This is a genomic window from Streptomyces sp. B5E4 (assembly GCF_039871555.1).
Lineage (GTDB): Bacteria > Actinomycetota > Actinomycetes > Streptomycetales > Streptomycetaceae > Streptomyces.
On record NZ_JBDPMI010000007.1, the window covers coordinates 268,742 to 290,789 of the forward strand.

The window sequence follows — 22,048 nt, forward strand, 5'->3', positions numbered from 1 at the left end:
CTCGACCCCCTTGACGTATTCCGATATGGGAATATGATTGCCGCCATGGCACGAGCAGCGACGACGTCGGACGTGTTCAATGCGATAGCCGAGCCGCAGCGCCGGGACATCCTGGCACTGCTGCGGGCGGGCGAGCGGCCGGTGACCGACCTGGCCCAGGAGCTGGGGATGAGCCAGCCGGGGGCGTCCAAGCACCTGCGGGTGCTCCGGGAGGTGGGGCTGGTGCGGGTCCGCGGGGCGGGCAAGCAGCGCCTCTACGGCTTGGACGCCCGCGGGCTGCGGCCGGTCCACGAGTGGACCGGCGGATTCGAGCGGTTCTGGAATGAGAGCTTCGACCGGCTGGACGCCTACGTGCAGGACCTCAAGCAGACACGGCAGGAGGAATGACCGATGGCAGCGGAAGGTCAAGAATCGGGGGCGGAGGCGTCGACGGCCCACAGGGAGATTGAGATCTCCCGGGTCATCGACGCCCCGCGAGAGCTGGTGTTTGAGGCGTTCACCGAGGTCCGGCACCTGTCGCGGTGGTGGGGGCCGGAGGGGTTCACCACCACCACGCGGTCCTTCGAGTTCCGCGAGGGCGGGGAGTGGGACTTCGTGCTGCACGGGCCGGACGGGACCGACTACTCCGAGTGGATCCGCTGGCTGCGGATCACCCCGCCGGAGCGGATCGCGCTGCTGCACGGTGAGTTGCGCGACGACCCGAACGCCTTCGAGTCGGTCCTGACCTTCGTGCCGGACGGCGCGGGGACCCGGATCGTGATGCGCACGGTGTTCCCCACCAAGGAACTGCGCGACGAGGCGGTCGAGAAGTACCACGCGATCGAGGGCGGCCGGCAGACCCTGAGCCACCTGGCGGCCTACGTCGCCGAGATCGTTCGGAAGGGGGCGGAGGGCTGATGGCCGGGAAGGTGTTCTTCAGCGTGTCGATGTCGCTGGACGGGTTCATCGCGCCCGAGTCCCTCGGGGACCAGACCCGCTGCCACCCCACACGCTGTTCTTCCGACACCTCGCACGCCGGCAGGCGCCGGGGGTGCAGGTGCTGAGGTGAGCAGCCGGGATGTCGCCGCCGCGCCGCCCGCGGCCGCGCCGAGCGTGCCGGCGATGGTCGCCGCCGCGTAGCCGAGCGCGGTGGGCAGGCGGGTGCCGGTGAGCAGCCTGTACACCTCGACGGCGAAGGAGGAGAAGGTGGTGAACCCGCCCAGAAAGCCGGTGCCGAGCACCGGTCCGAGCCACAGGGGCGCCTTGGGCCTGCGGGCCAGTGCCGTCATCAGGACACCCATGGCCGCGCCGCCGGCCAGGTTCACCGTGCACGTCGTCCAGGGGAAACCACCGGTGTAGGCGGGGCCTGCCAGCCCTGCTCCGGCGCGGGCCACCGCGCCCGCCATGTCGCCCGCGGCGACCAGGAGCGTCACCCACCAGCCGGGCAGGCCGCAGCGGCGCGGGTGCGGAAACAGGTGGGGGAACAGGCCCGGATGGGGCGGGGCAGGCGATCTCGGGTCGGTGCCGGACACCGTGCTCCTCTCACGGGGCGAGCCCGCGGCGCACGGGCGGGCGTGGAAGCCGCGGGTTGCTCAGGTGGTCAGGAGCCGGCTGGCGGCAGGTCGAAGCGGAAGGCGCCCTGGCCGCTGCCGAGTTGAAGCCACAGATGCCCGGGCTGGGGGACGACCCGGAGCGCGAGCTGGGCGCAGCCCGGGCAGCGTGCGGTCAGGCCGGGCTCGGGGCCGTAGACGTGGAGCCGACCCACCGTCGAGGGCAGTCGGCAGGCGGGGCATACGCGCAGGGCGGTGGTGGGGTCGAGCGCGAAGACCTGGGCGAGCGGCCCGGCGAGCACGTTGCCGTCGAGGTGGGAGGGGAGACGCTGGTTCACGGTGTTCTCCTTGAGGGTCGGACCCGGTACGGGAAACGGGCGCGGACGGACCGGTCAGCCGAACCGCTCGGTACGGATCCGGTCGCGGGGATACCCGGTGTCCTGGAGCAGGCCGGCGACGTGCTCGACGAAGCCGGTCGGCCCGCACACGTAGCAGCGGGCCGCGCCCGGCGCCGGCAGGCCCGCCACATCGTGCGCCGTCATCCGCCCGGGCCGTCGCGTCTGACCGGGCGGGGCATGGCGGGTGTAGAGGATGCGGACGTCCTCCGTGTGGCCCGGTTCGGCGAGGTCCTTCGCGTACCAGACCTCCTCCGGGCCGCGTACGCAGTACACCAGGACGCACGGCTCCTGGGCGGCCGCCGCCGCCCGCCGGGCGCGGAGCATCGCCATCAGCGGGACCACGCCGCAGCCGCCGCCGAACAGCAGCAGCGGGCCCGATCCGGGCGGCGTCCACACGAACCAGCCGCCCAGCGGCCCTTTGATCTCGACCTCGGCGCCGACGGGCAGCGCCTCGGCCAGATACGGCGACACCTCACCGCCCGCCGTCTCCTGCACACCCAGCTCGATGACGTCGCCGTCGGCGGGTGCGGCGAGCGAGTAGCTGCGGACCGCTTGGTAGCCGTCGTCCGCGGTCAGCCGGACATCGACATGCTGCCCGGGCCGGTGCCCGGGCCAGCCGCGCACCTCGAAGCGCAGGGTGCACCCGGTGGCGGTCTGTACGTCGCGGGCCGTGAGCCGGGCCACTTGCCAGCCGGACCGGGCCGGGGCGCCGGCGGGGGGCATCAGTCGCTCCAGTAGCGCTGTTCGCGCCAGGGGTCGCCGTAGTTGTGGTAGCCGGCAGCCTCCCAGAAGCCCGGTTCGTCCTGCATCGTCAGCCGCAGCCCTCTGACCCACTTCGCCGACTTCCAGAAGTACAGGTGCGGGATCACCAGCCGGGCCGGCCCGCCATGATCGGGGGAGAGGGGATAGCCGTCGAAGGAGTGCGCCAGCCACGCCTTGCCGCCGGTGACGTCCTCCAGCGGGAGGTTGGTGGTGTAGCCGTCGAAGGACTCGGCGACCACGAAGTCCGCCGCGGTCTCGACTGCGCCGAGGAGGACGTCGAGGGAGACACCCCGCCAGCGGGTGTCGAACTTGGACCAGCGTGTCACGCAGTGGATGTCGACGACGGGCTCCTCCTGCGGGAGCGCCGTCATCTCCTCCCACGTCCAGCTCATGGACCCGCCCGCCTCATCCGTGACGGTGAAGGACCAGCGGTCCTGGGACACGTGCGGGGTGGGCCCGGCGGACAGCACGGGAAAGGACTCCGTGGGGTACTGGCCAGGAGGCAGGCGTTCGGTGAACGCGTGGCCACCACGGCCCCGGAACCCGGGAGACAGATTGCTCACGGCGCTCACTCCTCCCGTTCGAAATCGGCCTCGGCCCGTTCCTCGTCGAGGTCGGACTGCGCGTGGACGTACAGGTCATGGACGAACTCCCGGGCGGCGGCCGGCGGGATCCCCGGACCGAGCGACAGCAGCCGGCTCGTCCACTCGCCGTGCGGGTCTTCAGGCATGGTGACTCCCGGTAAGGGATGAGACGGATACGCGGAACCGTCTCGGGCTCGGCAGGACGTAAAGGACAGCGGGGTGCTCAGCCGCCGTGCAGTGCCGTCCTCAGCGCGTCGACTGCAAGCGCCCGCGCCACATTCGCCGCGCGGGTGTCGCGCAGGCTGTCCAGGAGCAGGAAGTCGTGCACCATGCCGGCCACGCGGACAGAGGTGACATCGACACCGGCCTCGCGGAGCTTGTTCGCGTACATCTCGCCCTCATCACGCAGCACGTCCGCCTCGTCGGTGATCACCAGCGTGGTGGGCAGGCCCTTGAGCTGCTCAAGGCTCGACTGCAAGGGAGAGGCGTAGTGCTGCTCCCGCTCGGCAGGGTCGGTGGTGTACGCGTCCCAGAACCACTTCATCTCGTCGCGGGTGAGGTAGTAGCCCTCCGCGAACTGGAGGTACGACGGGGTGTCGAAGTCCGCGTTCGTCACCGGATACAGCAGCACCTGCGCCTTCAGTTCGAGGCCGTCCTCGCGCTCCTTGTTCATCAGCGCCAACGCTGCTGACATGCCCCCGCCGACCGACTCGCCCGCCACCGCTACCCGGGAGGCGTCCAGGCTGTGGTCCGCGCCGTTCTTCCGGACCCACTGCCCGACGGCGTAGTTCTGCTCCACCTGGGTCGGATACTTCGCCTCCGGCGCCCGGTCGTACACCGGGAAGACACCCGCCGCACCGGCCCCGACGACCAACTCGCGAAAGAGCCGGTCATGCGTCTTGTCGTCCCCGAACACCCACCCCGCACCGTGGATGTAAACCACGACCGGCAGCGGGCCCTTCGCACCCTTGGGCCGGATGATGCGGGTGCGGACCGTGCCCCACTCACCAGCGTCGACGTCCACCCACTCCTCGTCCACTTCCGGACGGGACACGCCCTCGCCGCTCTGCAGGCCGGCAAGGATATCCCGGCCCTGCGCCGGCGGCACCTCGTAGATCCGCGGGTGCGGGTCGGTCGCCTCGGCCAACTCCTTCGCAGCGGGCTCCAGGAAAGGCGTGACGGGCGGAGGAAGCTGCGTCATGTGCACTCCAGGTGTGAGGTACCCCAGGCCAGGGCACGCGAGCCCCCTCTTACCCCATAGGCACCATGATCCTCAGCCAGGATGCCGCCGCAAGTCGAAGCGCTCTGCGCTATCAGAGTCGCCCTCCGTGCGCAGACACGGAAAACCGCGCCCCGTACACACCGGACGGTTCCTGATCAGCGCCTGGGCAACATCCCCCAGCGAAACCGCGGCCGCCTCCAGCCGGTCGGCCCGAAACACCTTCCAGGCAAGGTACGCCGACGGCACAGTAGGCAACTGCATCGCCGCCGAGGCAGCTGTTCCCAGCTCGAAGGCCGAAGCGGACCATCGGGAAGCCCCGCTGTGCACGCCCGCGAAAGAGCCGCCCAGCCTCGATCTCCGCGAGGCCGGTACAGCCCGGCATCGGCGCCGAATCATCGTGAAGTCTCGACCTACCCCGCAGGCTGTATCCACCTGAATCCGAGCTCGTTCAGTTGCTGGACGTGCTTCGGGCTGAGGCTTTTACGTCTGGAGCGTACGTTCGAGAGTCATACGCCAAGCCGGATCTGATGCTCGGTGCCTCGGCGTCGAAGGGCCGGCACTCGGCGGCGGCCTGGAACTCGTACTCGCATGCGACCTCGTGGTCGCCTCCACTACCGCACGCTTCGGGCTCCCCGAGGCCCGCCGCGGCGTGGTAGCCACGTGCGGAGCGCTCTTCCGGGGGCCACGAAGTCTGCCCGTCAACCTGCCCCGCGAACTCGTCCTGACCGGCGACCCGATCGACGCGCGGTGCGCGTAGGCAGCCGGGCTGTCAACCGCCTCACGGAGGAAGGCGCCCCCAGGCGGCGCTGGAGCTGGCCCGGTGCACCTGCGGCAACGCCCCCGCGGCCCTCACCTCAGGCTCGACGCCCCGTTCCAAGAACCGGCGACAGCTGAGTACGAGAGCCCACCAGTAGTTAGGCCGAGGACCGGCTCGCCCGGCTCGTCAAAGGCGACCCCCCACGGCGCAAGCGAGGTGGTCCGTCTTCTGAGGGAGGTGGGCGGCTTCACTACCAGCCTCGATCTCGCCGATATCCCTCGCGCAAGGTCTTCCGTGTCCGGTGCGGCAGGGAGGGTATCGCTTGGCAGCACGCCAGCGGGATGCCTACGGGGCTTGACCGAGGTCGGCGGTGTGGGTCGGGTCGCGGTGGGGCGGACGCTTGACGCCACAAGGCCCGTGCGAGCTGCCGCCTGTTCCCCAGGATGCTGGACCTGCCCGCCAGTTCCTCGGCGGCCGCGGCCGCGCGCAGCGCAGCGTCGATCACGGGGCCGCTGCCTGGGGCGGACAGCGCCAACTGCTCGGCGAGATCGGCGAGGTCGGTGGGCTCGGCAGGAGCGTCGCGATCGTCGGCGTGCTCAGCGCCGGAGGCTGGTTGGGACCGTTGCCGTGACCGTCGCCGAGAACCCACGTTCCCCCGGCCCTTGAATCGGTAGAACTCCCTCACCGCTGCACCTCATCGGTGCCGTCTGCCGTCCGGCGGGAGGCGAATATCGGGCCGAGGACCCCGAAGCGGGCCTCCACCGGACTGGCCCTGTTGCCGGTCACCGTTGATCCGGTCGCCAGGCAGCGGGCAGTGTCGTCCTTCCTCATGCCTTGTTCGTCGCAGCCATACGCATGGCCGCCTCGTAGACCAGCCGGGCGTGCAGTTCGAACATCTCCACCAGGTCAACGGCGTCACCGTTGATCTCCCGCTGTACGAACAGCCCGTCGGCGCCCGCGACGGCGTAGGTCGTCAGCGAGTTCAAGGCCGCCTCGTCGAGCTCCGGGACGAGCGTCTCGATCATCTCGGTGATCTTCGCCTGCGCGATGTCCCGGACCTGGAGAAACACGGTGCGGCCGCGGGGTTCGGCGGGGCGTCGTTCCAGCGCGAGCATCAGACCGAGGCGAAGGAAGTCGGGGGCCTCAAGCAGTGACTTCGCCACATGCGCGGCCACGGTGGTGACCCGCTCCAGCGGCGTGCCCGCCTCCTCGCCCGGGAGCTCGACGGCGGCCAGCCAGGTGTCGAAGCTGCGCTCGATCACCGCGGCGATCAGGTCGTCCTTGTCCTTGAAGTGCCAGTAGATCGAGCTGGGGGGCAGACCGCAGGCGGCGCTGACGGCCGAGATCGACGTGCCCTCGTATCCGCGCTCGCCCGCGATCTGCACGGTGGCGTCGAGGATGCGCTGTTGCGACTCCACTCCGTTCGCGCGCTTCTTCCGGGTCGTCTGCGGTTTGGTCATGGCAGGTGTGGCCCTCCCGGTGGTACTTCACGCCGACTGCTTGACCCTGCTCGGCGCCCTGCCTACCGTAGCGTTCGCTCCCATTAGAGTGAACGCTACTTCAAATGCTGTGGACATGACCGACAGTGAGGTGGCCTGATGAGTGAGATGGGGGCCGGGAAGGAGACCGAGGGCGGCGCCTACGACGTGGCCGTGATCGGTTACGGGCCCACGGGTGTGACCGCGGCGAACCTGCTGGGCGCGATGGGCTTGCGTGTGGTCGTCCTGGAACAGGATGCCGAGATCTTCACGCGCGCCCGGGCCATCTCCACCGATGAGGAGGTCATCCGCATCTGGCAGCGGATCGGCCTCGCCGAGCGGCTCAAGCAGGACATGCTGGCCGACAGGCCCGTGGACTTCGTCGATGCCAGGGGCCGCACATTCCTCAGCGCACGGCCCACCACGCGCGGCCACGGCCATCCGCCGCAGATGTTCATCTACCAGCCCGCACTGGAGCAGGTCCTGCGTGACGGTGCCGACCGCTATCCGAACGTGACGATCATGCTGCGCCACAAGTGCCTGCGCCTGCGCCAGGACGCGGACCGTGTGGAGCTGACCGTGGTCGACATGGCGGACGACTCCGTCCACCGGGTGCCGGCCTCCTACGTCATCGCGGCCGACGGCGGCTCCAGCCTCGCCCGCACCCAGCTGAACGTCGGCTACGAGGGCAAGACCTACGAGGACCGCTGGGTGGTCATCGACACCAAGATGCTCAAGCCCTGGCCGGACCACGACAAGCTGCGCTTCCACTGCGATCCGGCCCGCCCGGTCGTGGACTGCCCGACCCCGCTCGGCCACCACCGGTGGGAGTTTCCGATTCTGCCCGGCGACGACGAGGAGCAACTGACCACCGCGGAGGCCGTGTACCGTCTGGTGGCCCGGTACGGCATCTCCCGCGACAGCGTCGAGGTCCTGCGCGCCACCGTCTACAGCCACCACGTGCGCTTCGCCACCCGCTTCCGCACCGGGCGGGTCTTCCTCGCCGGTGACGCCGCCCACGCCATGCCGCCGTGGATCGGCCAGGGCATGTCCGCGGGCATACGGGACGTGGCCAACCTCTGCTGGAAGCTCGACGCGGTCCTGCGCGGCGAGCTGCCCGCCGCGGTGCTCGGCAGTTACGAAGCCGAGCGCAAGCCGCACGTCAAGGAAGTCACGAAGCGCGCGGTGTTCGTCGGCCGCATCATCACCGAGCGCCGCCTCCCGGTCGCGCGTGTCCGCACGGGAGCGTTACGCGCCCTGCACCGCATACCGGGCTTCGGTGATTGGTTGCAGGACTCGAACTGGATCCCCGTGGCCCGCTACGACGCCGGCCTGCTGGCCCGGCCCGGCACCAAGGCGACCGGCTATCAGGTCCCCCAGCCCTGGGTCACCGGCCCCGACGGCAACCGCGTCCGCCTCGACGACGCGCTCGGTGCCCGATGGCTCCTGCTGCACGCCCGCACAGCTACGCCCCAGCCCGCCTGGAGCCCCTCCGGTGTCCCGTCGCTGACCGTCACACCCGCCGGCTCCCGGCCGGCCGAGGGCACCCTCGTCGACAGCGATGGTGTCCTGCTGGCCTGGCTGGCCAAGCACGGCGTGGCCACGCTCGCCCTGCGTCCCGACGCCTACATCTATGCGGCGGCCCCCGCGGGCTCCCTGCTGCCGCCACCGCCCCGAGGTTTCGTGCCGTCCACCACGTCCCGCCGACGGCGTGCACCGCAGAGTAAGGACACCGTCATCATGACCACGACACCGACCGGCCTGCCGACGATGCGAGAGACCACGTACGACATCGGCGGCACGAAGATATTCGCCGCTGAGACCGGCGACGGCCCGCCCGTGCTCCTGCTGCACGGTGGTGGCCCCGGAGCCTCAGGCGTGTCCAACTACGCGCGCAATATCGCGGAGCTCGCCGAGGAATACCGGGTCGTCGTCCCCGACATGCCCGGATACGGACGCAGCACCAAGGGCGTCGACGGCAGCGACCCCTTCGGGTACCTGGCGAACGGCATCCGGGGACTGCTCGACGAACTGGGCCTGGACAAGGCCCACCTGGTCGGCAACTCCTACGGCGGCGCCGCCGCCCTGCGCCTGGCACTGGACACCCCCGGCCGGGTCGACCGCATGGTCCTGATGGGCCCCGGCGGCATCGGCACCACACGTGCTCTGCCCACCTCCGGCCTCAACAGCTTGCTGAACTACTACACGGGCGACGGTCCCTCGCGGCGGAAGCTGGAGAAGTTCATCCGCGACTACCTCGTCTTCAACGCCGCGGACGTCCCCGACTCCGCCATCGACGAGCGTTACCAGGCCAGCATCGACCCCGAGGTGATCGCCGCACCACCGCTGCAACGGCCCTCCGGCCCCGGCGCCCTGCGGACTTTGTGGAAGATGGACTTCACCCGCGATGCCCGCCTGTCCCGGCTGCCTGTACCCACGCTGGTGCTCTGGGGAGCGCAGGACAGGGTCAACCGCCCCTCCGGTGGACAGATGCTGGCCCAGCGCATGCCCAACTGCGACCTGTACCTGACTGCCAACACCGGACACTGGGTCCAGTTCGAACGCGCACAGCTCTTCAACCGGCTGTGCGCCGCCTTCCTGGCAGGCCGCCGATGAGCGGCGAAGCGACCACGACCGCCTCCGTTTTCGGCGCCGTCCACCTCGGCTACATCATCATCGAGACCAACCGCTTCGCCGACTGGCGCCGCTTCGGCACCGAAGCCATCGGCATGCACCACGACAGCGTCTCCCGCGATCTGATGCGTTTCCGCCTCGACGACCAGGAGTGCCGATTCCTCCTGCGGCGCGGCCCCGCCGAGGACGTCGTCACCACCGGCTGGCACATCGACGACCACGCCACCTTCCAACAGATCGAGGCCCGCATCCGCACCCACGGCGTCCCTCTCGTCCACGGCTCGGACGAAGAGGCGGCCCTGCGCGGTGTCGAACGTCTGTTGCGCTTCCCCGGTCCGAAGGGCATCACTCAGGAGATCTACACCACCCCGGTGAAGTCCGCCGAACCGCTGCGTATGCTCGCCTCCGGCTTCGTCACCGGCGACTCCGGCATGGGACACATCGCGCTGACCTCCACCAGGCCCACACAGATCCGCGGCTACTTCCACACCGTCTTCGATGCCCGCCTGACGGACTACATCGACGAGACCATCAGCGGCATCAAGCTCAAGATCCGCTTCCTGCGCGTCAACGAACGCCACCACTCCATCGCGGTAGCCGCCACCCGAGGTCTGCCGATCGACCCGATCCGCACCCGCGTCCAGCACCTCAACATCCAGGCCGCCACCCTCGACGACGTCGCCCAGAGCTACCAGCGGGTGCACGACCTCGGCTTCGACATGGCGCTGTCCGTCGGGCAGCACACCAACGACAAGGAACTGTCGTACTACGCCCGCACCCCTTCGGGCTTCGAGTGGGAAGTCGGCTGGAACCCCCTCGTCATCGACGAGACCACGTGGGAACCAAGCACCCACCAGGGCATCAGCGTCTGGGGGCATCGCCCCATCGGCCAGACCATCGTGGACAAGCTCACCCAGTTCCGCGTCGGCGCCCGTTCCCTGACCCAACGAGAGAACACCGTGCCGGCCCTCAGCGGTGCCGGCATCGCGGACGACTGACCAGCGGTACGGGCACTCCGCTGCCCGGCGAAGAACCTGCACGGCGAGCGGCGGGTTCCGCCCACCCGGTGCCCGGGCAGGCCCTTGCGAAATAGGTGATCGCAGAGGACTACCGCACTTCGGCCGCGGCTAGCGCGAAGCGCTCCGCGACATCCTCGACCTGATCGACGGCCGCCGTACACGGAGCCTGGTCGGGGCTGACGTGATCCCGGCCGCCTGCCCTGCCTGCGGGCACGCCACCTACTGCCCCTGCAACTGCTACAAGGCGATCACCGGCCGCAGCCTCCTCGACGAACTCTCCGACCTTCTGCGCCCGGAGGACCCGGAGCACCTACCGCATCCTCTGCCTCTCCTACGACCCCACCACCATCCAGGGCGAGTACCGCGACCCCGGGGAAGCCGACGCCGCCATCGTCCACGGCGTCCCCGGACACCCAGGCTACGACCTCATGCTCGGTTGCTCCTCGTACCCGCTCGTCGCCCTCGGCTGCCCGCCCGGTGCGCCAAGGCGCCCACACCGCTCCGTCCACCACACCACACACTGGATCGACGCCGAGTAGCTGCCGCTCCTCGCCGCCGCCCACCAGTCCGGCGAGCAAGCCGTACGCCGCCGCGCGCCACCGACCGCGGGCTCTGCTGGCCGTGGAGCGGCTGCGCCGTCTGCGCGACGAAATCGACTTCACCATCACCAGCACGCCGGTGGGAGCCGATCGTGGCTGACGACCTCGTCCGCGTCTGGAAGTTGGCGCAACGGTCCGGCGTCACCGTCTGGACCGAAGGCGGCATCGCCGAACCCCTGATGGTCATCGCGGAGGCCGGCGACGTGAGAAAGCTGCTGCCGCTCTTCCCGCGGCGACGTACAGCATCCCGCCGGACCTCATCGAGCTTCTCGGGTGCGACACGAAGCCGGAGCGCGGCCGCTGGTTCACCCCAGGCGGTCAGCACGCCAAGTTCGGATAAGAGCCGGCCCGGCGCGCTCGGCCTGGTCTTGAACACCGTGGTGCTGTGGACCACGAAGTACATCGGCGTCGCCGTCACCCAACTGCTGGCCGAGGGCCACGAGATCCGCGACGAGGACATCGCCCGGCTGTCCCCGCTCAAGCACAAGAACCTCAACGTACTGGGCCGCTACAGGTTCACCGTCTCCGTCCCCTCCGGAGGCAGCCGCCCCCGTTGCGCGCCCCGGACGCCCCCGAACTCGACGATGAGGACGGAGACGCAGATCGAGGGGAGGAGGACTGACCCGGGCCGGGCGCCATGGCCGCGCCCGCACGAGCACCACCGCGTGGTTGCTTGTCACGGGCTGGAGCGGCTACCAGGGAACCGATCGCCAGGTGACGCGGGCAGGGGTGCGGGAGCATTCACAGGACGCGGCCGGCACGGTGTGAGGTTGCCCGCAGCCGGACCTCCGTCGGTAGCTGGTCTGCCCCTACGGCGTCGCGGGCGTGGGGCAGCGCCTCTTCGGCGAGCCGTACGACGGTTCTCGCGGGATCGGCGTGCGGGGCCAGTCGCAGGGACAGCCAGGTGCGGGGGTGGGTGCGTCGGCCGACCAGGCGGGTGGTGGCCCGGTCGACGCCGGGAAAAGAGCCTGCCTCGGCAGACAGGGCGTCTTCCAGGGCGCGGCCCCTGACCTGGGCGGTTTCGCCGTTCTGGGTGTCCACCAGTACCTGGTTCAGCCGGCGCCGGCGCACCTGGGCCAGCAGCCACCACAGGGTGAGCAGGAGGATGACGGCCAGGGCGGCGATGACGACGGGCCACCACCATCCCTCGTCGCGCCACCGGGTTCGGTCGGAGTTGCTGAGCAGTACTTGTTGGGGGCGGTCCCAGGGCCAGGCGTCAGGGAAATGCCACCGGTGGAGGAGGTCCAGTCCGCCCAGCAGCGCGGTCCCGCCGAAGCCGAAAAGGACCAGACCGCAGGCCCCGAGCAGCAGCCGGTTGACGATCAGGCGTGCCTGGCGCATGTCACCTACTTCTTCGCTCGTTTTGCGCGGACGGAGACTTTCGGCTGGCGGGCCAGCCCCAGCTGGCGCAGTTCCTGGTCCAGGGTGGTGTGGAGCTCCTTGCTCACGTCGTCCAGGTCGCGGAAATGGGAGACCGCGCGCGCCTTGGCGCGTCGCCGGCCGACGGACAGCTTCGCCGACTGGACGCCGGGGACTTCCATGGCACGGTCACGCAGGATCAAGCCGGCCGCCGAGCGGTCGAGGCCAGCCCGGATGTCAGCGCACGGTCGCTGCATCGGCAGCAGATGGCGCAGTCCGGGAGTGAGCGCCATGACCACGAGCCACAGTCCGATCGCGGCGATCGCGGCGGTGCTGGCCATGACCCAGGTGTTGTCCAGGTGGACGGTGGACAGCTTGTGGGCGAGCCAGCGGCGCCAGTGCATACCGGGTTGGCCGGCGCGTACGGAAACCACGTCGTAGAGCAGGAATCCGGAGGCGGCCAGCAGGACGAGTGCGATGATGGCCGCGGGAACCCTGCGGGCCGACCAGAACCTCCGGGCGCGGCCGACGTCCCTTGAGGCGGCACAGGCGGCGCCCGACTGCCGGTCGGACCCGGGAGGCACGGGCTGTTGCACGGTGGGCAGCCGCTGTGTCCGGGCGTGGTCGTCGTGTGTCGTGCCGCTACCGGTGCTGCCTCCGTCACGGCTATGGGGGGAGCCGTCGTCGGGGAAGCGCTCCTCGCTCATCGCACCCGCTCCCCGTCAGACGACTGCGGCCCGTGCAAACCCTCGACACTTACGGCGACCTGGCGCACGGACATGCCCGCCAGGTTTTCGACGCGTTCGCGTACGCGCCGGCGGACTTCGGCACACTGGCTACCGATCCGTGTGGGGTAGTCCAAGTCGACGCTGACCTGTACGTGCGCCTGACCGAGGTCGTTCTTGCCGTGGCGGCTTACCGACACCTTGGCGCGCGCGTTCGCCCTCATGGGGCCGGCGGTCGGGCCGCTTGCGCGCAGCGCTTCGCGCGCCGCCTGCATTGCGATCTTGGCTACCACCCGGTCGGCGACATGAGTCGCGCCCCGGGCTCCGGCCTCTACAGATGAGGCTTCTGGTGTCGTCACCGGGCCTTCACCTACGCCGGTCGAAGCGGTCGCCGCTTCCGCTGCGGGTTCCGAAGAAGTCGCCCAGTTCCAGGTCGCCGTCGGCGAACCGCCCGAGGAAGAACCCGATCAGGCCCAGTACCACCACCACGATGAAGGCGCCGAAACCGCCGAAGTACCCGGCGAAACCCGCCGCCATCCCGGCCGCCACGCCGACCACGGCCATGCTCATCACGTGCTCCCTACTCGGAGCCGGGGCCGGAAGAGGACCGGACTACCTGATCGTTCTGCCATCGTCCTCTTCATCCTCTTCGTCGGGCAGTTTGACGTCGCCGACGGCGATGTTGACCTCGACAACCTCCAGGCCCGTCATCCGCTCCACTGCGGCAATGACGCTCTGCCTGACCTCCGAGGCCAGGTCCGCGATGGCGAAGCCGTACTCGACGACGAGATCGAGATCGAGGGCGCACTGCACCTCACCGACCTCGGCCTTCACGCCGCGGGTGACGGACGACCTGCCTCTCGTGTCGCCGGGAACCCGGTCGCGGACGGCGCCGAGCGTACGCGCCATACCGCCGCCCATGGCGTGCACGCCCGGCACGTCCCTCGCGGCCAGCCCGGCGATCTTCGCCACCACTCCGTCGGCGATGGTGGTCCGGCCACGATCACCCGGCGCGACGTGCCTGCCGGCGCTGCCCCCACGACCGCCCTCGCCACTCTGACGGCCCGAAGCCCCAGACCGCGCCTGTTCCGTCTCGTCGGACATCACAAAGCCACCTCTCACTCGATCAAAAGGACAACTCTTACGTATTTTGCACTGAAAATTCTATTTAAGACAGTAATAGTCCTGTTTGTGTGGCAAAGGGGTGAAGGTGCCGCGCGGGCTGGGAACCGCTGTCCGGCGCCGCGTACCAAGCCGTAGGCAGAGACTGATCCCCGAACAGCCGGTCCGGGGGCATCCCGCGCAAAGCGCCGGAGAAGGTGACCGCACATGGACACGGAGCAGTGGGCCCAGGCATCGCGCGCCGGGACGGCTTCTCACTCTGGGCGGTACACCGGCCGGCACATGGATCGCCGAGAGAGCCGCGGTGCGTCCGCTGTGGGAATCGGCCGCCTCGCTCCCGTGAGTCCGAATGCGCCTGCGCCTGGCCGCCGCCACCAGGCTCGGGTCGGCGGCAGGTCGTGCGTCAGGAAGTCCCACTGACAGCCGGTCCGGATCTGGTACAGGATCTCGTTGACGATCTCCCGCATCTCGTAGACGCCCAGTGGCGTTACTGCAGATCAGAGCATTTGGCGAGAAAATATCGCGAAGTGCATGGCCGTTGCAGGCAGGGCGGCCGCCCGCCGGGCCAGGTGCGTATGCGACAGGAGCAACACCCCGTTCACAGATGTCTCTTGAGCGCCTAGAGTGACGCACGCCCCCCTCAGTAGTGCCTTACGACGCCTGAGGAGCAGTGAATGTCCGCACGAAACTGGGTCGCCACACTGGCGAGCACCGCCCTGATCGCCGGCCTCTCCACCGTCGCCGCCAACGCCGCGGACAATCCCACCGCCGGCGCGATCCCACCGGTGTCCCACTGCGGCACCGAGGCATCCGGATCCGGCAACAACGGCTTCGTCGACTACGGGCAACTGACCACCGCTCTCCGGCAGTTGGAGACCAGCACCGGCGGCACCGTCGACGTGGAGGTGGCCGGGTACTCCAACCAGGGCCGCGCCATCCACACCGCGCGCGTCGGCGAGGGCGACAAGGTCGTGTACGTACAGACACAGATCCACGGCAACGAGATGCACGGCACCGAGGCAGCCCTGGAACTGCTCAAGCAGTGGGGCTCCAACAGCCCGGAGGCCAAGAAGCTACGGGAGGCCGTCACCGTGGTGGTCGTCCCCCGGCTGAACGTCGACGGAGGCGAGCTCGACCAGCGGCAGAACGACATGACCTGGAACGAGGTCGTCGCCGACTTCCCGCAGCTGGCGGGTGCGTCCCCGTCGTGGAACTACAACGCCCAGGTCGGCGGTTTCGACGTCAACCGTGACTTCAACCCGAACCTGGACTACGTTCCCGCCGCCGGGGACTTCCCGGGCAACAGCGCCGACACCGGCTGGTACATCACTCCCGAGGCGCAGACCTCCCGCAATGTCTACCGTTCGCTGGAGCAGGAGTTCGGCACGGTCGATTACTTCGTCGACCTGCACAACCAGTGGTCCTGCTACGCCACCGAGGACATGGAGAGCATGTCGCCGCTGTCCATCTCGGCCAAGTTCATCGACAACCCGGCCGAGTTCGGCAACTGGCCGAAGTTCGACCTGGACGCCTCCAAGCGGGCCAACGTCGCCGTCTACCAGGCGCTCCAGGGGCGGGGCGCGTCCGGCTACGGCAAGCTGACCCTCTACCCCCAGTCCACCAACCTGCCGGGCACCGCACTCGGTTCGTACCAACTGCGCGGCTCTGCGGTGGTTCTCTTCGAGACGTCCTCGCAGACCCAGTACGACGGCATGAAGCGCAACGGCATGCTCGCCAAAATGGTCGAGACCGGGCTCGGCGGCCTGGTCGACGCCGTCGCGGACGGCTCGGTGAACTCCCTCGACACGGGCGTCTACGACGCCATCCCGAACCGCGTCACGCTGCCTTCCGACGGCCCCCGCGCCTGACGGAGCGGACGGCCCGCGGCATCGCCCGGGGGTCCCGTTCTCCCCTGGCTCCGCACCGACACTTCGGTCCGGAGCCGGGGGGACCACCGCCCTGCTGCCTCCCTGCGAGCCGAAGCCGCGCCTGGTCCAGCGCGGCCAACTGCCGGGAGATTCTGGCATAGGAGCCGCGAGGATCATCGTCGGCTATAAGGGCTCGCAACGAGATGTGCTCGGGCTCCCTCGCGCACGGGGCCGGCTCTTCTGCCTTCGGCGGCCCTCCGGACGACCAGCCCGACCACGACCCCGTGATCACCAAAGGCTGCGAGGCCACCCGGAACCACCATCTCACCGGCGCGGAGAAGGAGGCGAACCGCCTGCTCAACCGCGAACGCGCCGCCGCCGAGCGCGGCTTCGCCAACCTCGGGTCCTGGCGCATCCTCGCCAGGGTCCGCATGAGCGCCCGCCACGCGACCACCCTCCCGCGGGGCCTCCTTATCCTGGCGAGCACCCAGGCCCGCAGGTGGCCGACGCGATGCAGGTGCGCTTGCCCTGGTGGGCGAGCCCTGTCTCGGCGGCAATGGCCCACCGGTCCCGCAGCAGCACGGTGCGCGCGGCGCTGTCGTACGTGTTCGCCGCCGGTACGGACACGGTGATGACCAAGCCGCGGATGTCCACGACCAGGCTCCGCTGCGGCCTGGCGCCCTTCTTCCCTCCTCCCGGCCAGATCAAGCGTCGAACTGCTGCCGCCGTACTCGCCCATAGGGCCACGGCTTGATGGACTCCCAGTCCCTGTCGCTCAGTTGCCGCTCAGTTGCAGTCACCTCACGTAAGACGGTCTACCGGGCCGTGGCACGAAGGCACATCTCGCAGGCTGACCACGACGCGCCCTAGCTGCGACGGTCCGCGTCCAGTCGGCGGGCGAGGGCCGGGACGCCGAGCGTCTCGTCGGCCGGGGTGGCCGCGTGCAGGAGGTTCGTGAGCTGGTACGGATCGTTCGTCAGGTCGTAGTACTCGCGGAAGGTCACCGCTCCGCTGCCGGAGACGGTGCCGTTCCGGTCGGTGTAGAGGTCGTACAGCTCGATGTACTGGCGGTCTTTGGCGACGAACGAGGCCCAGCTGCGCCGCCCGCCCTGACCTTGCTTGAACCACTCCAGCAGCAGGTGGTCGCGGCGGTGCGGGCTTAGGAGCGACACCCCGTCCTGCGGCGTGCCGGGGGCGATGCCGGCCGCGTCGAGGATGGTCGGGGCTATGTCGATGTTGGCGACGATCCGGTCGTCGGTGGTGCCGGAGCCGAGGCCGCCGGCCGGCACAGCCCGCTCATCGACCGGAGCGGTCCCACCGCCTTGCGGACGAGACGTGAACGACGGCAGCAACGGCGCGACCAGCTCCCACAGTTCGTCAGGAACCAGCCGCTGCGACAGATCGGCACCCACAGCGAGACATCATGCCGCACCGAACCACACCACGTGAGACAAGCTCTAAGGTCGGTGGGCGGGCCGGACAATGGAGGCGGGTGACCGCTTCACACAACTGACATTTATTTCGGGCTTGTTGTTCTCGTATTGTCGGCCGCCGGACGTCTCCTCCGGGCGCGGGCTGCGCCCAGGCCGTCGAGCGTGAGGGTGCCGTCGTCGAGGCGGGCGCCGAGGGCGTAGCGGTATTGCGCGCGTACCGCCGGCTCGCGGAGGTCGAGTGCACCCCCGGTGTCGGTCGTGAACAGGAATTCCCACCCGTGGCCCTGGTCGGCGTAGGCGGTGGCCGCACTGCCGCGGAGCACGAACGCGTACCGCGCCGCGGGGCCGGTCAGGTCCACCGTCCCGTCCAGGTTGTCCAGCGGCTCGGCGCCGGCGGTGATGAGTGCGCCGTCGATACGCAGGTCCCAGCCGACGCGGCGCAGCCCGTTGTGGTAGCGGAACAGCAGGTAGTTCTCCGCGTCCTTGGCCAGGCCGACGAAGACGGTGTCCTGGGTGCCGGCCCCCGCGAACGTGCCCGGTTCCAGCACCACGGCCACCTCGTCGGAGCCGGGCGGGACATCGGAGCGGAACACCAGGTGGGTGAGTCTGTCCGCGCTCACCGTGAGCCGGCCGTCGTCGACGGAAACCTCGCCCGCGTACGCGGTCACGGGCAGCACGTCCCAGTGCGCCAGACCGGCGTCGAAGCTCTCCTCGAACTCCGGTACCGGATACGCGCCGGGGCCCGGCGGGGCGGGAAGGACACCGAGGCCGGCGATGTGCCCTTCGAGGAGCGCGCGCAGTCGGCGGGCCGTCGCGGGACGGCTGCCGGAGAGGTCCGTGGTCTCGCCGGGGTCGCGGACGAGGTGGTACAGCTCGCTGCGGCCGTCGCGGAGGTACTGGACGAGCTTGAACTGCCCGGAGCGGACTGCGGCGTGCGGGTGCGTCTTGCCGATGAAGTGCGGGTAGACCCAGAACAGGGTGTCGCGGTCAACGCGGCCGGAGCCCGTGAGCGCGGGGGCGATGCTGAGGCCGTCGAACTCGTCGCCCGGCCTGCCGCCCGCGAGGTCCAGGGCGGTCGGCAGTACGTCGACGGTGCTGGTCGGCGTGGCGTCCCGGCGGCCCGCGGGTACCCGGCCGGGCCAGTGCGCGATCAGCGGAACCCGGATGCCGCCCTCGTACAGCTCTCCCTTGCCGCCGCGCAGCGGCTGGTTCGCGTCGCGGTAAGGGCCGCCGTTGTCGGAGGTCACCAGCAGCAACGTGTCCTCGGCCAGGCCCAGCCCGGCCAGCGCGTCGGCGATGCGCCCGACCTGCTCGTCGACGCTTTCCAGCATCGCCGCGAGCACCGGGCGGTTCGGAGCGTCGCCGGCGCCGGGCTTGGCCTGGTACTTCGCGACCAGCTCCGGTTTGGCCTCCAGGGCGGTGTGTACCGCGTAGTTGGAGACATGGAGGAAGAACGGCTCGTCACGGTGGCGGGTGACGTAGTCGACGGCCTCGGCGGCGAGGCGGTCGGTGAGGTACTCGCCCGGCTCCCGGGCCGGCAGCTCCGGCATGAAGAAGTACGGGTGGAAGTAGTCACCGTTCGCGATGTACTGCTGCTCCGAGGCGATGACCTCGTCGAAGCCGTGGGCGTACGGGTTGCCGGGCCGCTCGGCGTACGGCCCGCTGTAGGTCTCGGTGAGGTGCCACTTGCCGATCAGGCCGGTCGTGTAGCCGTACGGGCCGAGGACGTCGGGCAGCGTGGGGATGCCGGGGTCGAGGTACTTGGCGCTGGGCGCGGCTTCGCCGCGCAGGAAGTCGGTGATGCCAGCGCGTGCCGGGTAGCGGCCGGTGACCAGCGCGGCCCGGGTCGGCGAACACAGCGGAGCGGCGGCGTACGCCTGGGTGAAGCGGATGCCTTCGCGGGCCAGCCGGTCGATGCGCGGCGTCTCGTTGAAGGTGTTGCCGTAGCAGCCGAGTTCGTCCCAGCCGAGGTCGTCGATGGAGACGAAGATGATGTTCGGCGGTCGCCGGCCGGGCCGCGACGTGGTGGCCCGCGCCGCTCCCGGAGCCGTCGCCAGCCCGGCCAGGGCCGCACCCGCGGCGCCGCCGAGGAGACCGCGCCGGGAGAATCCGGTGCCGTTCGTTCCGCTCATGAAAGCTCCTCCGGTCTGTCGTGGCGTTCAGGCTTCGTCGAGCGGCACGCGTACCGGCCAGCCGTCGAACTGCCGCGTCTGCGGGTCGTGCGGGTGGCCGTCCCAGGGCCAGGATTCGAGGGTGAGGGCGCGTTGTGCGGGGTCCACCCGGACGATGCCGTAGCCCTCCCGCTTGAGGGCGCGGTCGCCGAGCCCCTGCCCGGTCGCGTAGCCCGCGCGGTAGTCCGCGAAGGACACCCGCGGGTTCGCGACGGCCAGGACGCGCAGTCTGTTGCCGAAGCCGTCGGTGAAGTCCCCGGTGTACGCCGTCTGACCGCCGTTGCGCAGCGGGCCGGCCGGTTCGAACCAGCGCTGGAACGACGAGTTGCCCGCCGGGGACGTGAACTGGACCGGGCCGTCGGTGAAGGTGTCGATGCCGTGCCGTACCAGGGAGCCCAGGTGCTGATCGCCGGAGAGCACCACCGCGTGTGCGTCCGCCAGCAGCCGTACCGCGCGGTCGCGCCCGCTCTTCGGCCAGCCGTTGGAGTCCTCGTCCTGCCTCGGTGTGCTGGCCGGATCGGTCTGCAGGCAGGCAAGGGCGGTCTGGGTGAGAGCCACCTTCGGCAGGCCCGGGTGCATCGACCGCCAGGCGGCCAGGAAGTCCTCCTGGCGTCGTCCCAGCAGTTCGAGCCGGTCGGGCACCGGATCGCCGTCGTCCCGGTCGGCGTCGGTGTTCTTGAACTTGCGGTCCTCCAGCAGGGCGAACGAGACACCCCCGTAGGCGAAGGCGCCGTAGTACACGTCGATGCCCTGCTCGACCGGCGTGGGGTCGTACGGGTCCGGGTCGTGGCCGCACTGCACCTTTTGCACCATGTTCACCCAGGCCGCTTCGTTGGCGTAGCCGCCCTTGTCCTGATCACGGCCCGGCGCTGGCGCACCCGCGTGTCCCCAGAGGTTGCCCTGGAAGACGTCGTGGTCGTCGACCAGCACGACGGCCGGGGTCCGCCGGGTCAGCTCCCGGAACGACCAGAGCCAGAGCAGGTACTTGTAGAGGAAGTCGAGTTCGGGGGCCGGCTGCTGGTCCTCGGCGGTCGGGCTGTTCTCGTAGAGCTGGTCGCCGAGGACGACGAGCAGGTCGGGGGCGTGCGCGGCCATGTGGGCCGCGAGGGGTGCGTAGGGGAAGTAGACGTTGCGGTCGGTGTGCAGGCCGAGCGGGCGCTCCCCGGCCAGCCGCGGGCTGCCGCTGCTCGCGGCGGTGAGGGATCGGTGCGCTGCCTTGACGCAGTTGAGCGTGCCGATGACCAGCTCCCGCCCGCGTGGTTCCGCGGGCACGCTCCCGCGGTACTCGGCCCGCGGCGCGGAGCCGTACACCACGCGGTACTCCCACTCCCGCGTCGCGTCCCAGCCCTCGACCCGCAGCAACGCGGCGTACCCGGCCCCGGCCTCGGCCCGTGCCACCTCCCGCCAGGGCCTGCCCCGCCCGCGGCGGATCTCCATCGTCACCTCGCGCGGCTCGCCGGCGCTCAGCGGGACGAGCTGAGCGGTGAGCTTCAGCACGGAGGCGGAGACGGAAAAGAGGGTGCCGACGATCGGCCCCAGCGCCCGGCCGGGGTGGGCAAAGACGCCGGGGCCGGTCGCGCGCAGGTCGCCGAACCAGAACCGTGCCCCCTGGGCCGGCCGGTCGTCCGACTCGACCAGCGAGAAGCCGCCGCGCACCTGCTCGGGCGCCACCCCGTCCAGCGTGGCGGAGGAGAGCACGGCGTCGGTACGCGCGTCCCGTGCGGTGAGCCGCAGCCGCAGGCCGCCGCCCGCCGACGGCTTCGCGTCCAGGACCAGCTCGACGTCCTCGTCCGGGGTCCGCGGCCCCGCGCTGTGCGTCTCGGCCGCGGCGGGCAGCACCGCGAAGGCGAAGGGAGCGGACTCGTCGGTGTGCTCGCGGAAGGCCACGCGCCCGTCCGAGCCGTAGACGGCCAGCAGCCCGCCGCCCTCGCCGGAGGGGCCCTGGACCAGAGCTGCGGCGCGCGGGTCCGGCGTGCCGGCGGAGGTGCCGACGAGGAAGCCGGAGAAGCCGGGGCCGGAGGCGAGTGTTCCGGTACGTACCCGCAGCCGTACCGGCCGGTCGGCGCTCAGCTCCCTGGTGAGCACCGCGACGGTACGCAGCCGGTGCGGTCCTGGCGGTGCGACGCTCTCGATGCGCCCGTCGGCCAGTTGCCAGTCCTGCAGCCGGTTGGCCCAGAAGTCCGGCCCCAGCCACGGCCGGCGCACGCCTGCCGGCAGCCGTCCGACCGCCCCGGTCGTACGCCCGCGCGCGGCGGCGTTCGCGGCGGAGCCCAGAGCGGGTGTGAGGGTCAGCGCACCCGTCGCGCCGGTGGCGGCCAGGAGCCTGCGCCGGGTCGGATGCCGGTCCTGCTGCTGGGTCATGTCTGTACTCCTGCCTCGTGCCGGGCG

At 70.4% G+C, this 22,048-nt stretch carries 22 protein-coding genes and 3 pseudogenes; 8 read left to right on the forward strand and 17 right to left on the reverse strand.

Annotated features, from left to right (window positions below; translation table 11 throughout):
* Window positions 1-45 precede the first annotated feature (45 nt).
* Window positions 46-387: a metalloregulator ArsR/SmtB family transcription factor gene (locus ABGA99_RS12760; RefSeq protein ID WP_347580759.1), complete on the forward strand. Its 342-nt coding sequence runs from the start codon at window positions 46-48 to the stop codon at window positions 385-387.
* Between the two features lie 3 nt (window positions 388-390).
* Window positions 391-897: an SRPBCC family protein gene (locus ABGA99_RS12765; protein WP_347580758.1), complete on the forward strand. Its 507-nt coding sequence runs from the start codon at window positions 391-393 to the stop codon at window positions 895-897.
* Here ABGA99_RS12765 and ABGA99_RS12770 read toward each other — a convergent pair.
* The 6 genes from ABGA99_RS12770 to ABGA99_RS12795 all read right to left on the reverse strand — a co-directional run bounded on the left by ABGA99_RS12770 (window position 858) and on the right by ABGA99_RS12795 (window position 4,474).
* A complete protein-coding gene (locus ABGA99_RS12770; protein ID WP_347582657.1) occupies window positions 858-1,511 on the reverse strand; it encodes a CrcB family protein in 654 nt (217 codons plus the stop codon). The two genes, ABGA99_RS12765 and ABGA99_RS12770, sit on opposite strands and share 40 nt — an antisense overlap.
* Window positions 1,512-1,579: 68 nt before the next feature.
* Window positions 1,580-1,867 carry a DUF6510 family protein gene (locus ABGA99_RS12775; protein WP_347580756.1) on the reverse strand — a complete coding sequence of 96 codons (288 nt, stop codon included), beginning with the start codon at window positions 1,865-1,867 and terminating at the stop codon, window positions 1,580-1,582.
* A 54-nt stretch (window positions 1,868-1,921) separates the two neighbouring features.
* Window positions 1,922-2,650 carry an FAD-binding oxidoreductase gene (locus ABGA99_RS12780; RefSeq protein WP_347582658.1) on the reverse strand — a complete coding sequence of 243 codons (729 nt, stop codon included), beginning with the start codon at window positions 2,648-2,650 and terminating at the stop codon, window positions 1,922-1,924.
* On the reverse strand, window positions 2,650-3,252 hold the full coding sequence (locus ABGA99_RS12785) for a sulfite oxidase-like oxidoreductase (RefSeq protein WP_347580754.1): 603 nt from the start codon (window positions 3,250-3,252) through the stop codon (window positions 2,650-2,652). Before ABGA99_RS12785 ends, ABGA99_RS12780 begins: the two co-directional genes overlap by 1 nt.
* Window positions 3,253-3,257: 5 nt before the next feature.
* Entirely contained in the window at window positions 3,258-3,419 is a 162-nt protein-coding gene (locus ABGA99_RS12790; protein WP_347582659.1) for a hypothetical protein, read from the reverse strand.
* Between the two features lie 77 nt (window positions 3,420-3,496).
* Window positions 3,497-4,474 carry an alpha/beta hydrolase gene (locus ABGA99_RS12795; protein ID WP_347582660.1) on the reverse strand — a complete coding sequence of 326 codons (978 nt, stop codon included), beginning with the start codon at window positions 4,472-4,474 and terminating at the stop codon, window positions 3,497-3,499.
* A gap of 619 nt (window positions 4,475-5,093) precedes the next feature.
* Here ABGA99_RS12795 and ABGA99_RS12800 point away from each other — a divergent pair.
* Window positions 5,094-5,252 (forward strand): hypothetical protein, encoded by a 159-nt coding sequence (locus tag ABGA99_RS12800; protein ID WP_347580751.1) that lies wholly within the window; start codon window positions 5,094-5,096, stop codon window positions 5,250-5,252.
* Between the two features lie 827 nt (window positions 5,253-6,079).
* Here ABGA99_RS12800 and ABGA99_RS12805 read toward each other — a convergent pair.
* Window positions 6,080-6,712, reverse strand: coding sequence for a TetR/AcrR family transcriptional regulator (locus tag ABGA99_RS12805; RefSeq protein WP_347582661.1), 633 nt, complete (start codon window positions 6,710-6,712; stop codon window positions 6,080-6,082).
* A 138-nt stretch (window positions 6,713-6,850) separates the two neighbouring features.
* Here ABGA99_RS12805 and ABGA99_RS12810 point away from each other — a divergent pair.
* The 4 genes and pseudogenes from ABGA99_RS12810 to ABGA99_RS12825 form a co-directional block, all read left to right on the forward strand.
* Window positions 6,851-8,425: pseudogene (locus tag ABGA99_RS12810) on the forward strand (bifunctional 3-(3-hydroxy-phenyl)propionate/3-hydroxycinnamic acid hydroxylase); the annotation flags it as partial.
* A 75-nt stretch (window positions 8,426-8,500) separates the two neighbouring features.
* A complete protein-coding gene (locus ABGA99_RS12815; protein WP_347580806.1) occupies window positions 8,501-9,346 on the forward strand; it encodes an alpha/beta hydrolase in 846 nt (281 codons plus the stop codon).
* Window positions 9,343-10,362: a VOC family protein gene (locus ABGA99_RS12820; protein WP_347582662.1), complete on the forward strand. Its 1,020-nt coding sequence runs from the start codon at window positions 9,343-9,345 to the stop codon at window positions 10,360-10,362. Before ABGA99_RS12815 ends, ABGA99_RS12820 begins: the two co-directional genes overlap by 4 nt.
* 970 nt (window positions 10,363-11,332) lie before the next feature.
* Window positions 11,333-11,604 (forward strand): annotated as a pseudogene (locus tag ABGA99_RS12825) (Tn3 family transposase); the annotation flags it as partial.
* A gap of 119 nt (window positions 11,605-11,723) precedes the next feature.
* Here ABGA99_RS12825 and amaP read toward each other — a convergent pair.
* The 6 genes and pseudogenes from amaP to ABGA99_RS12855 form a co-directional block, all read right to left on the reverse strand.
* Window positions 11,724-12,323, reverse strand: a complete 600-nt coding sequence (gene amaP, locus ABGA99_RS12830; RefSeq protein WP_347580747.1) for an alkaline shock response membrane anchor protein AmaP — start codon at window positions 12,321-12,323, stop codon at window positions 11,724-11,726.
* Window positions 12,324-12,328: 5 nt separating this feature from the next.
* Window positions 12,329-13,048, reverse strand: coding sequence for a DUF6286 domain-containing protein (locus ABGA99_RS12835; RefSeq protein ID WP_347582663.1), 720 nt, complete (start codon window positions 13,046-13,048; stop codon window positions 12,329-12,331).
* Window positions 13,045-13,425 carry an Asp23/Gls24 family envelope stress response protein gene (locus ABGA99_RS12840; RefSeq protein ID WP_347582664.1) on the reverse strand — a complete coding sequence of 127 codons (381 nt, stop codon included), beginning with the start codon at window positions 13,423-13,425 and terminating at the stop codon, window positions 13,045-13,047. Before ABGA99_RS12840 ends, ABGA99_RS12835 begins: the two co-directional genes overlap by 4 nt.
* A 7-nt stretch (window positions 13,426-13,432) precedes the next feature.
* Window positions 13,433-13,636, reverse strand: coding sequence for a hypothetical protein (locus ABGA99_RS12845; protein ID WP_347580744.1), 204 nt, complete (start codon window positions 13,634-13,636; stop codon window positions 13,433-13,435).
* A 42-nt stretch (window positions 13,637-13,678) separates the two neighbouring features.
* Entirely contained in the window at window positions 13,679-14,170 is a 492-nt protein-coding gene (locus ABGA99_RS12850) for an Asp23/Gls24 family envelope stress response protein (RefSeq protein ID WP_347580743.1), read from the reverse strand.
* A 272-nt stretch (window positions 14,171-14,442) separates the two neighbouring features.
* A pseudogene (locus ABGA99_RS12855) lies at window positions 14,443-14,667 on the reverse strand (transposase); the annotation flags it as partial.
* 195 nt (window positions 14,668-14,862) lie between these two features.
* Between ABGA99_RS12855 and ABGA99_RS12860 the strand changes: the two are divergent.
* On the forward strand, window positions 14,863-16,056 hold the full coding sequence (locus tag ABGA99_RS12860) for a M14 family zinc carboxypeptidase (protein ID WP_347582665.1): 1,194 nt from the start codon (window positions 14,863-14,865) through the stop codon (window positions 16,054-16,056).
* A gap of 471 nt (window positions 16,057-16,527) precedes the next feature.
* Here the strand turns inward: ABGA99_RS12860 and ABGA99_RS12865 are convergent, their stop codons facing one another.
* The 4 genes from ABGA99_RS12865 to ABGA99_RS12880 form a co-directional block, all read right to left on the reverse strand.
* Window positions 16,528-16,710, reverse strand: a complete 183-nt coding sequence (locus ABGA99_RS12865; RefSeq protein WP_347580741.1) for a hypothetical protein — start codon at window positions 16,708-16,710, stop codon at window positions 16,528-16,530.
* Window positions 16,711-16,922: 212 nt separating this feature from the next.
* On the reverse strand, window positions 16,923-17,468 hold the full coding sequence (locus ABGA99_RS12870) for a hypothetical protein (protein ID WP_347580740.1): 546 nt from the start codon (window positions 17,466-17,468) through the stop codon (window positions 16,923-16,925).
* Between the two features lie 104 nt (window positions 17,469-17,572).
* Window positions 17,573-19,621, reverse strand: coding sequence for a sulfatase (locus tag ABGA99_RS12875; protein WP_347582666.1), 2,049 nt, complete (start codon window positions 19,619-19,621; stop codon window positions 17,573-17,575).
* 27 nt (window positions 19,622-19,648) lie between these two features.
* Window positions 19,649-22,021, reverse strand: a complete 2,373-nt coding sequence (locus ABGA99_RS12880) for an alkaline phosphatase D family protein (protein WP_347582667.1) — start codon at window positions 22,019-22,021, stop codon at window positions 19,649-19,651.
* Window positions 22,022-22,048 lie beyond the last annotated feature (27 nt).

Coding starts and splice junctions, on each gene's coding strand:
- ABGA99_RS12760 (WP_347580759.1), top strand. CDS start 46: ATGGCACGAGCAGCGACGACGTCGGACGTGTTCAATGCGATAGCCGAG.
- ABGA99_RS12765 (WP_347580758.1), top strand. CDS start 391: ATGGCAGCGGAAGGTCAAGAATCGGGGGCGGAGGCGTCGACGGCCCAC.
- ABGA99_RS12780 (WP_347582658.1), bottom strand. CDS start 2,650: ATGCCCCCCGCCGGCGCCCCGGCCCGGTCCGGCTGGCAAGTGGCCCGG.
- ABGA99_RS12790 (WP_347582659.1), bottom strand. CDS start 3,419: ATGCCTGAAGACCCGCACGGCGAGTGGACGAGCCGGCTGCTGTCGCTC.
- ABGA99_RS12795 (WP_347582660.1), bottom strand. CDS start 4,474: ATGACGCAGCTTCCTCCGCCCGTCACGCCTTTCCTGGAGCCCGCTGCG.
- ABGA99_RS12805 (WP_347582661.1), bottom strand. CDS start 6,712: ATGACCAAACCGCAGACGACCCGGAAGAAGCGCGCGAACGGAGTGGAG.
- ABGA99_RS12815 (WP_347580806.1), top strand. CDS start 8,501: ATGCGAGAGACCACGTACGACATCGGCGGCACGAAGATATTCGCCGCT.
- ABGA99_RS12820 (WP_347582662.1), top strand. CDS start 9,343: ATGAGCGGCGAAGCGACCACGACCGCCTCCGTTTTCGGCGCCGTCCAC.
- amaP (WP_347580747.1), bottom strand. CDS start 12,323: ATGCGCCAGGCACGCCTGATCGTCAACCGGCTGCTGCTCGGGGCCTGC.
- ABGA99_RS12835 (WP_347582663.1), bottom strand. CDS start 13,048: ATGAGCGAGGAGCGCTTCCCCGACGACGGCTCCCCCCATAGCCGTGAC.
- ABGA99_RS12845 (WP_347580744.1), bottom strand. CDS start 13,636: ATGAGCATGGCCGTGGTCGGCGTGGCGGCCGGGATGGCGGCGGGTTTC.
- ABGA99_RS12850 (WP_347580743.1), bottom strand. CDS start 14,170: ATGTCCGACGAGACGGAACAGGCGCGGTCTGGGGCTTCGGGCCGTCAG.
- ABGA99_RS12860 (WP_347582665.1), top strand. CDS start 14,863: ATGTCCGCACGAAACTGGGTCGCCACACTGGCGAGCACCGCCCTGATC.
- ABGA99_RS12875 (WP_347582666.1), bottom strand. CDS start 19,621: ATGAGCGGAACGAACGGCACCGGATTCTCCCGGCGCGGTCTCCTCGGC.
- ABGA99_RS12880 (WP_347582667.1), bottom strand. CDS start 22,021: ATGACCCAGCAGCAGGACCGGCATCCGACCCGGCGCAGGCTCCTGGCC.